Genomic DNA, 14157 nt, shown 5'->3' on the forward strand with positions numbered 1-14157 from the left:
TTACTTCTCCTTGTCCCCTAAGAGCCGATGTATTTCGCTCTTCAGAATCTCTGTTGGCTGATAGATTTGAGCTGCACGACTAAGTTTGTTCAAGTCTGCCCAGTCATCTCTAGCCAACAACTCATCAAAGGCGCGTCCAATCGCTTCCGTATCCTCTCGTTTAGCAGTCAAAGCAATCCCTGCCTCTAATCCACGAACTGCATAGTCATACTGATCATAGTCATGGGGGAGAATCAAGGCAGGCTTACCATAGATGATACACTGGTAAAAAATACCCGCACCACCATGATGAATCACATAATCCATCTGAGGAATGTACTCCTTATAGGGAAGATAGGATACCACAGAAACATTGTCCATGAGCTCTTCACATTGGAAGTCTTGTCCGCCAAACCCCAGAGTCACAAAGAAGTGGCAATCTGGATGTGCTTCTGCCAATTGTTGTGTCTGACAGAGGAGATTGTCTTTGGCCCATGCTAGCTGAGTGCCACAGGAGACAAGGACCTTCTTATAACCTGCATAAGGAGACAAATCGAGGGGATAATTTTCTGCCCTCTCAATCGAAGAGCCAAAAGGTCCCACCCAAAGGTAGTGCTCTGGAAAACCACTTTTCAGCTCCAACTCTTTCATCCCAATTCCCAAGATGGAATAGGGTGAATAGATGGTTTCCTGACCTTTCTGATTGTAAAGTTTAAAATCGTAACGTTTCAATCGTTCTCTCAATAAAAAGCTTACGATTCGTTTCCCTAAACGAGTCCCTTTTCTTCCTAGCCATTGCAGACCAGATTGGAAAGATGTTTTTGGACTGCCCAATCCTCCAAAGAAACAAGGCGGTCCATCTGTCGTTTCAATGGCAAACTGTGTCGCCATCGTGGTAATCCAGGGAATATTCAACTGTTCCGCAACAAGTCCTCCAGAGAGGGTTATAAAGTCCGCAATCACAATATCCGGTCTATTTTCCTGCCACTCTTGCACTAATTGATCTGAAACCACATTGATCAAATCAAGACTAGCTGACAACTGTCGATAAGCAGAAAACAGGTTTAATTGACCTTCATTGTTGGCTACACGCTCAAACTCATCTACACAATTTTCTAAAATGGAAATCACTCGGAATCCCATCTCCTCTGCTACAGTTTTTCGTTGCGGTCCTGTAAATAATCGAATCTCATACAAGGGATCCTTCAACAAGGGTGCAAGTAAATTCAGTGTTGGGAAGAGATGCCCACTTAAGGGTACTACAACCACATCAATTTTGATTTTTCTCATATGTCTAGGATAGCAAATTTTAAAAAAAAGAACTACCAAAATGATAGTTCTTTCCAATATTATTTATATTTTGAAGAATAAGTTCCTTCCACTCTACTTAGTCTTTAAAAAAGTTCTTTGTAGAGAGCAATGGTTTCTTCTAAAGTTGGCATAAATGGATTGCCTGGCGCACATGCATCAATCAAAGCATTCTTAGAAAGGTAGTCAAAGTCAAAGTCTTTTTCTTGGATACCGAGTTCAGTGAGTTTCTTCGGAATACCAACAGTTTCAGAAAGTTTCTCAATCTCAGCGATAGCATAGTCAGCGCATTCTTGGTCTGTTTTCCCCTCCACATGGAGTCCCAAAGCCTTGGCTACATTGCGGAATGCTTCTGGTACACGCTTGGCATTTTCACGTTCTACAACTGGGAGAAGCATGGCACAGCAGACACCATGTGGCAAGTTATATACCGCACCGAGTTGGTGAGCCATAGAATGAACATAACCCAAACCAGCATTGTTAAAGCTCATACCACCGAGGAAGATGGCATTGACCATACCCTCACGCGCTTCAATATCTTGGCCATTTGCCACAGCACGAGGAAGATACTCCTTGATGAGTTCAATCGCTCCGATAGAAAGTTTCTTGGTCACATTATAAGCACCTGGTGTTACCAAGGCTTCGACAGCGTGAGTAAGAGCATCCATACCTGTCGCTGCTGTCAATCCTTTCGGCTTTGAAAGCATGAGTTCTGGATCATTGACAGAGATAAGGGCAAGGCTATTCTTATCAACCATTACCATCTTGACCTTGCGCTCTTCGTCAGTAATAACATAGTTAATGGTGATTTCTGCAGAAGTTCCAGCTGTTGTATTGATCGCAACCACTGGCAAGCCTTTTTTAGCAGACTTGTGGAGACCTTCGTAGTCCTGTGGTTTGCCACCATTTGTAGCAATGATAGAGATACAACTAGCCGCATCCTGAGGAGATCCTCCCCCAAGACTGATGATGAAGTCACATCCATGCTCTTTCAGGACAGCCACTCCGTCTGTGACGTTCTTGCAAGTCGGATTTGGCTCCACATCGCTAAAGATTACATATTCGATCCCTTCAGCATCTAACGGTTTTAGGACTTTGGGTAAAATATCACTACCTTCGATGAACTTATCTGTCACCAAAAGGGCCTTCTTATACCCCAGTTCCTTGATATACGGACCTACTTCATTTACAACACCTTTACCAATAAGGTTAACTGCCGGAACGTAAAATGTAGCCATATGCTTTTCCTCCTGCGCCTTTGCGCTATTTGATTATTTACTATAAGTATACGACCTTATAAGAAGTTTTACAAATATTTGTAAGCGTTTTAAGTAAAAAGTTAGTAAAGAACAGCCAGCCACTTTTTCAAGAAAAAAGCTCCAAAAAGATGGATTTCATCTCATTGGAACTTTTACTTAATCATTATTGCTTAGTTAATACCACTCGGTCAGATGTCTCTCGGTCCATATCGTCGATAATCAATTGATTACCATTAACCGTGTAAATTTTGACATCATCACCGATAATGACACGTTGATTTTCTGGTTCAAAGCTGACTTGCTTGATTTCCTTATCTCCATCTGGCTCGACCTCAGTCCATGTACCAGTTTTACCTGTTACAACAAGAGTGATTTGGTCATTCTCATCTTTTCCAGTATAGGTACCATCGATATTCGTAGGTTGAGCTACAGTAGTGTCCTGACTTGAGGACGCCTGTGGTTGACTAGCACTTGTCGCAGCGCTAGAAGATGATTCTTGTTGAGAAGATGATTGCTGAGCAGATTGCTGGGTAGGGGCTTGTGCCTTAGGTCCACAAGCTGCTAAAAGACTAAGAATTGCTAGGGAAGCAATAGAAAGTGTGAATGTTTTCGTTTTCATAGCGATTTCCTTTCTTTTGTGCCAATGTTTTGCTGGAATCGTTTCCAGATATACCTCCTACCTCAAGTATAACAACTTAAGCCTAGAAGGTCAACTAATCCCATCGCTTCCTTGCAAACTCGCTCGGACTTCCGAGATAAAGTAGAGCGAGCCCGTCACGAAAAGCAAGTCCTGATCTTTGGCCTTTTCTTCAAATTCTCTGATAAAACCGCCATAGGAAGAAATCAAATCGTAACCCGCCACATCCTTTTCATCCAGAGAGCCTTGGTAGTCAAAGCCTGTTACCTTAAGTTCCACCTCAGGCAACTGCTTAGATAGATAGCCTAACATCCCCTGATAATCCTTGCGTTTAAGTGCTCCAAAAAGGATGCGAACCTGGTAACCTTGCTGGATTTTCCCTTGGATAAACTCGACTAGACGAGTCAAGGCTGGCAGATTGTGAGCCCCATCTAGGTAGATTTGTGGACGAATCCGTTCCAATCGACCTGCCCAATGTGTCTCCTTCAAAGCCCGTCTGACAAACTCTTCTTCGACCCTTTCACCTCTTGACGCCATAAACATAAGAAAAGTTTCTAAAGCCAAGGCGGCATTTTCTTGCTGATAAGCACCTTCCAAACTGATTTCAAGCTGTGAAAAGTTTGCTAGCTTACTTGAAAAATCCCCAGCATTCAAGGTGAAGTCTCGCCCAGCTTGATAAAGTTCAACAGCTAACTCTTTTGCTCTTTTTTGACAGACAAGCTCCGCTTCTGGAGCAAGCTTGGCAATGACCGCCTTCTTGCCAGCCTTGAAAATACCAGCTTTCTGCTCGGCTATTTCCTCCAGACTATCGCCCAAGGTCTCCTGATGATCTAGCCCAATGGAAGTAATAACTGCAATCTCTCCTGTTACGACATTAGTGGTATCAAGCAAACCACCAATCCCCACTTCTAGCAGAACTATATCCACTCCCTGCTCTTTAAAGTAAAGCAAAGCAATCAGAGTCAGTAATTCAAAAAAGGACAACTGGTCATAGGTTTGCAAAAGCGTCTTTTCCATCTCATTGACCTGCTCCGCCAAACGGATAAAATCTGCATCAGCAATCGGTTGCCCATTAATACAGATTCGATCATGGATACTGACGATATGAGGAGAGGTGAAAGTACCAACTTTTTTACCATGAGCAACAAACAACTCCCTCATGAAGGCAATAGTTGACCCTTTACCGTTAGTACCTGTTACGTGGATAATAGGATAAGTCTTCTCAGGATTCCCCAGCAAATCCACAGCTCGCTGCATTCGTCCAAGTCCAGATCTAAAGTTTAAACCAATCCGACTATGCAGCCATTTTTCTACTTCAAACATACATGTCTCCTTAACAAAAGTCCAATCAACTACCGCATCAAAGTATGATTACAAATAAAAAACGAGGTCGGGACTAAAATCCCGACCTCTTACCTGGTTAGCTAATCACTAGCTACTATGAATTTCAACGTGAGCTAAAAACATCCACTGGATGTTCCAACTCTTTCTAGTTTCTAGGAGTTGGGGTGATACAGTCTCCCAGACATACCAGTTCTCTCTTATTTTAAGGAACTGGGCTAAAAACGTTCCCCGGACGTTCCAACTCTCTCCAATTTCTGGGAGTTGGGCTGATACAGTCTCCCAGACTGTATCACTCCTCCATAAAGCTGTTGAAGACTTCTTCAATCATGTTCCATTCGTCTTCTGAGTCTTCTGGAATTGGTTGCAATTCGCCTTCTGTTCCGTCTTCATTTTCGATGAATGAGTAAGCTTGAATTTCAACTTCACCATTTTCATCTTCTTCTGCATTAACTGGCACTAGCAGAACATAGTTTTTACCAAATTCTTCTTTCCCGTCGATGGTCAAAAGAATTTCAAACAAGGTTTCATTTCCTTGCTCATCTACTAGTGTAATCAATTCACGTTCTTCGTGGTCATGGTTGTGATCGTGTGACATAGTTTCTCCTCTGTCTTAAAATTTTCTATCTAAATAATTTTGCAAAATCAGCTGAGCAGCCAACTTATCAATAACTTTCTTGCGTTTGTTACGGCTGATATCTGCTTGTTCAATCAACATACGCTCCGCAGCGACCGTTGTCAAACGCTCATCCTGATAGTCTACTGGCAAACCAAAGAGTTCTTCTAGCTTGGCACCATAGGCTTGACTGGCTTCTACTCGCGGACCACTGGTATTGTTCATGTTTTTAGGCAGACCTACTACAAAGCGTTCTACCTTATAGCTGTCAACCAATTCCTTGATGCGGTCAAAACCAAACTGGCCCTGGTCCTCATTAATCTGGATGATTTCAAGTCCCTGAGCGGTGAAACCGAGCGGATCGCTAATAGCCACCCCTACTGTTTTTGAACCGACGTCCAATCCCATAATTCTCATAGATTATAGATCGACTCCTTGTCCTTTTAGGTAGTAGCGTACCAATTCTTCAACAATTTCATCACGCTCATACTTACGGATTTGATTTCGTGCATTGTTATAACGAGGAACGTAGGCAGGGTCTCCACTCAATACATAACCGACGATCTGGTTAATCGGATTGTAGCCCTTGTCATTCAAAGAAGCATAAACATCTGTCAATGTTTCGCTAATTTCTTTCTTATTGGAATCATCCAATTTAAACCGTACAGTTTCTTCAGTAAATCCCATTCTAACACCCTCTTTCCTTAGAATAGTACTATTATAGCACATTCCCTGACGTTCTACAAATAAGTCAGTCTATTAATTTGGATTTTCTATTGTTCTGTCGCCCCATTTGCCACTCTATCTGCAATATATTGGCTAGGTTCGTTTTTTAAGAGATTTTCAAGACCGATATTTTTTAAATATTCTAGCTGAGATGCCTTTTTGACATCCAATACTTGAAAATCATAAGTCGTTGTCGTCTGGATTTCTGTCTCGCTGAGTAGCTTGGTTTCCAGTGTAAATCCTGCTAGTTTGCGTGCCTCTTGGATGGTCTCATCCTTTTCTTCCGCTTCTAGAAGCGCTTTTTGCGTCTCCTCTAGACCATTTTCAGAGATAAAGGTCTTGAGTTCATCCCCGACAGGTCGTTTTTGCTGGATGGTCAAGGTCAAAAACTGATTGCCTTTATAGGTAATGGTCTGAATCTGCTGCGTTCCATTTTCTGACTTCGGCATCAACAGGGTCTTAGTGACAACTGTATTCTTTTCGGCATTGTCCAAAACGGGAAGGTTTGATTGGATGGGCTCAGATGCTGTTGTTGAAGCAGCAGGGGTTTCCTTTTTTTGCCCACATCCCGCAAGCAAAAAGAGGAGAGCAAAACTAGCAATTAGTAACTTTTTCATAATTCCTCACTTGATTTTAAAACAAAAGAGCAAACAAGGCCAGGAGTCACTCCCAGCCTTGATGTTTTATAGAGCTGCACGTAGACGTGCTTCTGCATTTTCTACATTACGGACAGAGCGTGGCAAGAAGGCACGGATATCATCTTCTTTATAGCCGACTTGTAGGCGCTTCTCATCAACGAGAATCGGACTCTTTAAGATCCGTGGTGTTTCCATGATTAAGTTGAGCACTTCATTGACACTCAAATCCTCGATGTCAACTCCAAGTGCCTTAGCGTAGCGGTTTTTTGACGAAACGATACTGGCAATTCCATTATCTGTTTTCGTGAGAATATCTAATAACTCTTCTCTTGTAATTCCTTCTTTACCGAGATTTTGTTCTTTATAACTTAACTGGTGGGCATTGAGCCAGGTTTTCGCTTTTTTACAGCTAGTACAACTTGAGACTGTATAAATTTTGATCATGTACCTACCCCTTTCGCTACATGTTACTATCAGTTTAGTCTATTATACCATAAAAAACATCCGACTTGCGACCTATTTTTAAAAAAAATTAACTTTTTTCGCGATTTTCGTACTTTTTTCTTGACAAAATCAATTTATAACCAACTTTTAAATTTTTTGATATACAATCGTTTTACAACTGTAACACTTATCATATAGAGAACGATAATCAAAAGCAAAAAGAGGAAATAAATTGGTTCCAAAGGGGTTAAATGAAGCAGGCTAGCAATTGAAGAGTAGGGAAGGAAGGTCACAAAACTAGCTGCTAGCAAGGTTGTCCCAAGAACAAACCATGATGGACGACTTTGTAAGAAAGGAAGTTTTGCTGAACGGAGCATATGGATAACCATGGTTTGGGACCACATGGATTCAATGAACCAACCTGTCTGGAACAAAATAATAAAGCCCGTTGCAGACTCTGCTCCGTGAGCATAGGCTTGACCTGTCGCCATTGGGACAATGACAAAATAGAGTAAGATAAAGGTCAAAATATCAAAGGCAGAAGAAATCGGACCCATCCAAATCATAAAGCGAGTAATAGACTTAGCTTCCCACTTATGAGGATGTTTCAAAAAGTCTTCATCCACATTATCAAATGGCAAGGCAATGCAAGAAAGGTCGTAGACGAGGTTCAACACAATCAAGTGAATCGGAGCCATAGGAAGGAAAGGTAAAAAGATACCAGACACTAGCAGAGAGAAAATGTTCCCGAAATTAGAGCTGACCGTCATCTTGATATATTTGGTCATATTAGCATAGACTTTGCGTCCTTCAACCAGCCCTTTTTCAAGCACCATCAAATCCTTATCTAACAAAATGACATCAGCCGTTTCTTTGGCAATATCTACTGCTGTATCAACAGAAATCCCCACATCTGCCACTTTCATAGAAGGGGCATCATTGATCCCATCTCCCATATAGCCGACACAATGTCCATTCGATTTGATTTGTAAAATGATTCGTGCTTTTTGATCCGGAGAGAGTTTGGCAAAGACAGTCACTTTCTCAACTGCTTGGGCCAATTCTTCGTCCGTCATAGCGTCAATATCAGAACCCAACAAGATTTGATCAACGTCTAAACCAACTTTTTCGCATACTGCTTGGGTTACCTTCTCATTGTCTCCCGTCAAGATCTTTGTTTGAACACCGTGTTCTAACAAAGCTTGGATAGCAGGTGCTGCTGATGGTTTTGGTGGATCTAGAAAGGCAAGATATCCGGTTAGAATCATCTCTTTTTCATCTTCAACGGAGTAAGCAAAACCTTCTTTTAGGCCTGTTTTATAGGCGACTCCCAAGACTCGCAATCCCTGTTGATTAAGTTGATCTACTTCTTTTAAGATTTCCACTCGGATATCATCCGTCAGAGGGCTAATCTGACCTTGATATTCCACATGGGTTGAAATCGCAAGCATTTCCTCTAGGGCACCCTTGGTTACCAAACTAACAACTTCGTTTTCATCCTTGACGATGACACTCATCCGTCTACGTTCAAAGTCAAATGGAAGTTCATCGATTTTTTGGAAGCTAGTATCCAAATTTTGTAGAATAGCGTGTTCTTTAGCTTCTTTTTCAGTTCTACTGATAATGGCACGGTCCATCAAGTTTTTCAAACCGGTTTGAAAATAGGAATTGAGATAGGCACGTCTCAACACAGATAAATCCAAATCTCCATGTATATCCAAAGGATATTCAAGGACAATTTCGTCTTGGGTAAGGGTTCCGGTTTTATCTGTGCATAGGATATCAATAGCACCTAGGTCTTGTATGGCATTGAGTTTTTTGATGACGACTTTTTCCTTGGCCATGATAATGGAGCCTTTTGCTAGACTAGCAGTGATAATCATGGGAAGCATCTCAGGTGTCAATCCAACACCAACACTCAGTGCAAACACACCTGCTTCCAGCCAGTCTCCATCTGTCAAGCCATTGGAGAGAAAGACGATGGGAACCATGACTAACATCAAACGGATCAAGAGCCAAGAGATACTGTTCATCTCCCGCTCAAAAGAGGTTGGTTCGTCATAGGTATTGAGAGTCTGCTCGATTTCTCCCATCATGGTGTCATCACCGACCGCTAGAATCAAAGCCTTGGCACTTCCTGATATCACATTGGTTCCCATAAAAGCGAGCGCTTCTGCTTCTAGCAGACTATCAAAGTTTGACTGACTCATTTTTGACAAGGCTAGTTTCTCAACCGAGTCACTTTCACCTGTCAAACCAGACTGTTGAACAAAGAAATCACGTGATTCAATTAAAATGAGGTCTGCTGGAATCATATCCCCAGCACTTAACTTGACTATATCTCCAACGACCAAATCTTCAATTGCGACCTCTAAACTCTGGCCTTCGCGGATAACTGTGGCTGTGTTCACAATCATTTTGGATAGATTGGTCGCAGCCTTGTCACTCCGCAATTCTTGAACAAAGCGTATGCCACCAGAGATTAGAACGAGAACGACGATGATGATAGAGGTCGTCGGATCTTCTTGCCCAGGCTTCGCCAACCAGACATTGGTCACCATGGAAATCATAGCGATGACCAACAGGATGATTGTAAATGGATTGATAATCGATTCGTAAATCTTTTTGAAGATACTGTCTTCTTGACCCTTGGTGATGGTGTTTTCGCCATATAGGTCACGATTTTTCTCCACCTGCTCCTCAGTCAAGCCTGTTAGACTTGTCTTATAAAAAGATAGAGTTTCGTTTAAAGGTGTGTGAATAGCTACTGCTAATCTTTCTTTTGTAGTTTTCATTGGTTTCTCCTATCTGTATGAATGATGTGTTTCATACACAGAGACCAATCACTTTATAAGGGCAGAACGACACAAATCAGCGATTGGCTGTGTATGTGCGGTTCTGGATGATCGTCAATTTGCATCGTTTGTCTCCTTTCCTTGTTCTAAAACAGTAGAAAATCCCACCATAAAATGGCAGGATTAAAAAACTAGTTATCTGTTTTTTCGTTCAAGCTTTAACTCCATAGGGCGATGTAATGAGCTTAGTCTTGGCCTTCGCGACCAGGACTGTTGACCAACGAGTAGTGTCTCCACTGCTTTGCGGTAGTCATCCGTATCCCTATGGTAGCCTCACCTACCGTTTTCGTCTATCAGTATAAACCTTTAAAATATAAAAGTCAATGATTTATCTCATTTTTTAGATAACAATCAATTCTTTTGGAGCAAGTGTCAATAACTCACAACCGTTATCTGTAATCAGGATATCATCTTCAATACGAACCCCGTATTTATCTTCAATATAAATGCCTGGTTCATCAGTCAAGACCATACCAGATTTAATGACTTCTTTGGAAGTTTGGCTAAAGTAAGGTTCTTCGTGAATATCCAGTCCGATACCGTGTCCAATACCGTGAGTAAAGTAGTCACCATAGCCTGCATCGATGATAATATCACGAGGGATTTTGTCAAATTCACGAAAACCTAACCCTGCCTTGGCTTGATCAATCAGAGCTCGGTTGGCTTTCAGAACCGTATTGTAAATCTCTGCCTGCTCGTCACTGACATGACCGAGGTAGATGGTCCGTGTCATATCACTGACATAGTGGTCGTAGAGACAGCCGAAGTCCATGGTGATGGCTTCTCCTGCTTCAACCGGTTTGTGCATTGGGTGGGCGTGAGGTTTGGAAGAGTTGATACCACTTGCTAAAATGGTATCAAAAGACAAGCCTGCCGCTCCTAGCTCCCGCATGCGGAAATCAAGGAAGTTGGCAATTTCAATCTCAGTTTTTCCTGGTTTGATAAAATCAAGCGCATCGCAAAAAGCTTGGTCTGAGATAGAACATGCCTTACGAATAGTCGCAATCTCCGCCTCATCCTTAATCATACGAAGCGCTTCAACAAACTGAGTCTGTGGAAGCAAGTCGATCCCTGCAAATGCTGCCTGCATACGGTGATAATAAGAGACCGAAATCTCGTCTTCAAAACCGACGCGAGACAAGCCCATATCCTTAACAATGCCTGCAATAACAGCCAATTCATCGCGGTCAGCCACAATCTCAAAACCTGTCACTTCTTGCTTAGCTGCAATGATATAGCGAGAGTCTGTCACCAAAATCTGACGGTCACGGCTGATAAAGACTGTTCCATTTGAACCCCAAAAACCAGTCAAATAATAGACGTTTTTAAGGTTGTTGATGATGATACCATCTAGTTCTTTTTCTTGCATTTTAGCTAGAAATGCTTGCACACGTTTATTCATGATGTAACTTTCCTTTCAAATACTGTCCTGTGTAGCTGGCTTCATTGGCCGCTACTTCTTCTGGGGTTCCTGTTGCGATGATGGTTCCACCACCGACACCGCCCTCAGGTCCCAAATCGATGATATGGTCTGCTGTCTTGATAACATCTAGATTGTGCTCGATGACGAGGACAGTATTCCCATCGTCGACAAAGCGAGCCAAGACTTTAAGCAAGCGAGCGATATCCTCAGTGTGAAGCCCTGTAGTTGGCTCATCCAGAATGTAGAAGGATTTCCCTGTCGAGCGTTTGTGGAGTTCACTAGCCAACTTCATACGCTGAGCTTCTCCTCCAGAAAGGGTGGTAGCCGGTTGCCCTAGCGTTACATAGCCCAGCCCCACATCCTTGATGGTCTGAAGTTTACGCTGAATCTTGGGAATGTGTTGGAAGAATTCCACCGCATCGTTGACGGTCATGTCCAAAACCTGCGAGATATTCTTTTCCTTATAGTGGACTTCTAGGGTTTCACTGTTGTAGCGAGTCCCGTGGCAGACTTCACAAGCCACGTATACATCTGGCAAGAAGTGCATCTCGATCTTGATAATCCCGTCACCTGAGCAGGCTTCGCAACGACCGCCCTTGATGTTGAAACTGAAACGGCCCTTCTTGTAGCCTCGAATCTTAGCTTCGTTTGTCTGGGCAAAAAGGTCACGTATATCGTCAAAAACTCCCGTATAGGTAGCCGGGTTAGACCTTGGCGTTCGCCCGATTGGACTCTGGTCAATATCAATCAAGCGGTCTACATGCTCAATCCCTGTAATCGTCTTAAATTTACCAGGCTTGTCTGAATTGCGATTGAGCTTCTGCGCAATGGCTTTTTTGAGGATGCTGTTGATTAAGGTCGATTTCCCTGAACCTGATACACCTGTCACCGCGATGAATTTTCCTAGCGGGAAGCGAGCAGTGATATTTTGCAAGTTGTTCTCACGCGCACCTGTCACTTCGATAAAGCGACCATTTCCGGCACGGCGCTCTTCTGGTACTGGAATGGCACGTTTACCTGACAAGTACTGGCCTGTAATAGACTTACTATTACGGGCCACCTGCTTGGGTGTTCCTGCAGCAACAATCTCGCCACCAAAAACACCGGCACCTGGACCAACGTCAATCAGATAATCCGCCTCGCGCATGGTATCTTCGTCGTGTTCCACCACGATGAGAGTATTGCCCAAGTCACGCATCTTTTTCAGACTAGCAATCAGGCGGTCATTATCCCTCTGGTGAAGACCAATCGACGGCTCATCCAGGATATAAAGGACACCTGATAAATTGGACCCAATCTGGGTTGCCAAGCGAATACGCTGACTCTCTCCACCTGATAGGGTTCCTGCCGAACGTGACAGGGTCAGATAGTTAAGACCTACGTTATTGAGGAAGGTCAATCGATCCTTGATTTCCTTGAGAATGGGACGGGCGATAATCGCTTCATTTTCAGACAAGGTCAGCTGGCTCACCAACTCCAAGTGGTCTGCGATAGACAGATCTGAGATTTCACCAATATGTGGTCCTTGCTCACCACCCACACGGACAGACAAGGCCTGATCGTTGAGACGATAGCCATGACAGGTTCCACAAGTCAGCTCATTCATGTAGAGTCGCATCTGGGTACGGGTGTAGTCACTGTTAGTCTCATGGTAACGACGCTTGATATTATTGACAACTCCCTCAAAAGGAATGTCAATATCGCGCACACCGCCAAATTCATTTGCATAGTGGAAATGGAATTCCTTGCCATCAGACCCGTAAAGAATCAAGTTTTTATCTTCTTCTGACAAGTCCTCAAAAGGCTTATCCATATCCACTCCAAAGGCTGTCATGGCCTGCTCTAGCATGTTTGGATAGTAGTTGGATGAGATAGGATTCCAAGGTGCCAAGGCTCCCTCACGCAAAGTTTTGCTGGTATCAGGAACCACCAAGTCAACATCCACCTCCAGCTTGATGCCCAAACCGTCACACTCACTGCATGAGCCAAAAGGAGCATTAAAGGAGAAGAGACGTGGCTCTAACTCTGGAACAGTAAAACCACAAACTGGACAGGCATAGTGCTCAGAAAAGAGCAACTCAGAATCGTCCATAGTGTCGATAATGACATAACCTTCTGCGATACGAAGGGCAGCCTCTATGGAGTCAAAGAGACGGCTACGAATGCCCTCCTTGATAACAATACGGTCAACCACAACATCGATATTGTGTTGCTTGCTCTTGGACAACTCTGGCACTTCGGTCACATCATAGACTTCCCCATCCACACGGACACGGACATAGCCATCTTTCTGAACCTTTTCAATGACACTCTTGTGTTGCCCTTTTTTCTTACGAATGACCGGAGCTAAGATTTGCAGACGTTGGCGTTCTGGTAATTCTAAGACCTTATCCACGATTTGCTCAACAGAAGAAGCCTTGATAGCCCCGTGTCCGTTGATACAGTAAGGCGTCCCCACACGTGCGTAGAGGAGACGCAGATAGTCATTGATTTCAGTCGTTGTTCCAACGGTCGAACGAGGGTTTTTACTAGTCGTTTTCTGGTCGATGGAAATAGCTGGGCTGAGACCATCAATGGCATCTACATCTGGTTTTTCCATGTTGCCCAAAAACTGGCGAGCATAGGCTGATAGACTCTCTACATAGCGACGTTGGCCCTCAGCATAGAGGGTATCAAAGGCAAGACTGGATTTCCCAGACCCTGACAAACCAGTCACAACAACCAGCTTGTCTCGCGGAATCTCCACATCAATATTTTTTAAGTTATGGGCACGTGCCCCATGAATCACAATTTTATCTTGCATCTTTGTTCTTTCTAGTCCATTATTGCTTTCCATTATACCAAAAAATGTGAAATTCTATTACCCAAAAAGCTGTTTTTATAGTATAATAGTACGGTGCAAAAAATGAATCACTGAATAGTAGGAAAGGA

12 protein-coding genes and 1 riboswitch are annotated in these 14157 nt (G+C 43.1%); all 12 genes read right to left on the bottom strand.

The window, feature by feature from the left end:
- On the bottom strand, positions 1-1269 hold the full coding sequence (locus tag NYE79_RS09225) for a nucleotide disphospho-sugar-binding domain-containing protein (protein ID WP_049550232.1): 1269 nt from the start codon (positions 1267-1269) through the stop codon (positions 1-3).
- Between the two features lie 104 nt (positions 1270-1373).
- Positions 1374-2525, bottom strand: a complete 1152-nt coding sequence (locus tag NYE79_RS09230; protein WP_000190390.1) for an iron-containing alcohol dehydrogenase — start codon at positions 2523-2525, stop codon at positions 1374-1376.
- Positions 2526-2709: 184 nt separating this feature from the next.
- On the bottom strand, positions 2710-3165 hold the full coding sequence (locus NYE79_RS09235; protein WP_000853130.1) for an SP_0198 family lipoprotein: 456 nt from the start codon (positions 3163-3165) through the stop codon (positions 2710-2712).
- 90 nt (positions 3166-3255) lie between these two features.
- Entirely contained in the window at positions 3256-4506 is a 1251-nt protein-coding gene (locus tag NYE79_RS09240) for a Mur ligase family protein (RefSeq protein WP_216728613.1), read from the bottom strand.
- A 310-nt stretch (positions 4507-4816) separates the two neighbouring features.
- Positions 4817-5122, bottom strand: a complete 306-nt coding sequence (locus tag NYE79_RS09245; protein WP_000017624.1) for a DUF1292 domain-containing protein — start codon at positions 5120-5122, stop codon at positions 4817-4819.
- Positions 5123-5137: 15 nt separating this feature from the next.
- On the bottom strand, positions 5138-5557 hold the full coding sequence (ruvX, locus tag NYE79_RS09250) for a Holliday junction resolvase RuvX (protein WP_002876031.1): 420 nt from the start codon (positions 5555-5557) through the stop codon (positions 5138-5140).
- A 3-nt stretch (positions 5558-5560) separates the two neighbouring features.
- Positions 5561-5827: an IreB family regulatory phosphoprotein gene (locus tag NYE79_RS09255; protein ID WP_000507059.1), complete on the bottom strand. Its 267-nt coding sequence runs from the start codon at positions 5825-5827 to the stop codon at positions 5561-5563.
- Between the two features lie 86 nt (positions 5828-5913).
- Entirely contained in the window at positions 5914-6483 is a 570-nt protein-coding gene (locus NYE79_RS09260; RefSeq protein WP_084944290.1) for an SP0191 family lipoprotein, read from the bottom strand.
- A 66-nt stretch (positions 6484-6549) separates the two neighbouring features.
- The gene (gene spx, locus NYE79_RS09265; RefSeq protein WP_000591165.1) at positions 6550-6948 is read right to left on the bottom strand and encodes a transcriptional regulator Spx; all 399 of its coding nucleotides are present in this window, start codon (positions 6946-6948) and stop codon (positions 6550-6552) included.
- Positions 6949-7082: 134 nt separating this feature from the next.
- Positions 7083-9743, bottom strand: a complete 2661-nt coding sequence (mgtA, locus tag NYE79_RS09270) for a magnesium-translocating P-type ATPase (protein ID WP_000858867.1) — start codon at positions 9741-9743, stop codon at positions 7083-7085.
- 195 nt (positions 9744-9938) lie between these two features.
- A riboswitch (M-box (ykoK) riboswitch) is annotated at positions 9939-10090 on the bottom strand.
- A 53-nt stretch (positions 10091-10143) separates the two neighbouring features.
- Positions 10144-11205 (bottom strand): Xaa-Pro peptidase family protein, encoded by a 1062-nt coding sequence (locus NYE79_RS09275; RefSeq protein WP_339293698.1) that lies wholly within the window; start codon positions 11203-11205, stop codon positions 10144-10146.
- A complete protein-coding gene (gene uvrA, locus NYE79_RS09280; protein ID WP_339293699.1) occupies positions 11198-14029 on the bottom strand; it encodes an excinuclease ABC subunit UvrA in 2832 nt (943 codons plus the stop codon). The genes NYE79_RS09275 and uvrA overlap by 8 nt, the downstream gene beginning before the upstream one ends.
- Positions 14030-14157: the final 128 nt, after the last annotated feature.

Source organism: Streptococcus sp. FSL W8-0197 (assembly GCF_037963785.1).
Classification (GTDB): Bacteria; Bacillota; Bacilli; order Lactobacillales; family Streptococcaceae; genus Streptococcus; species Streptococcus oralis_CQ.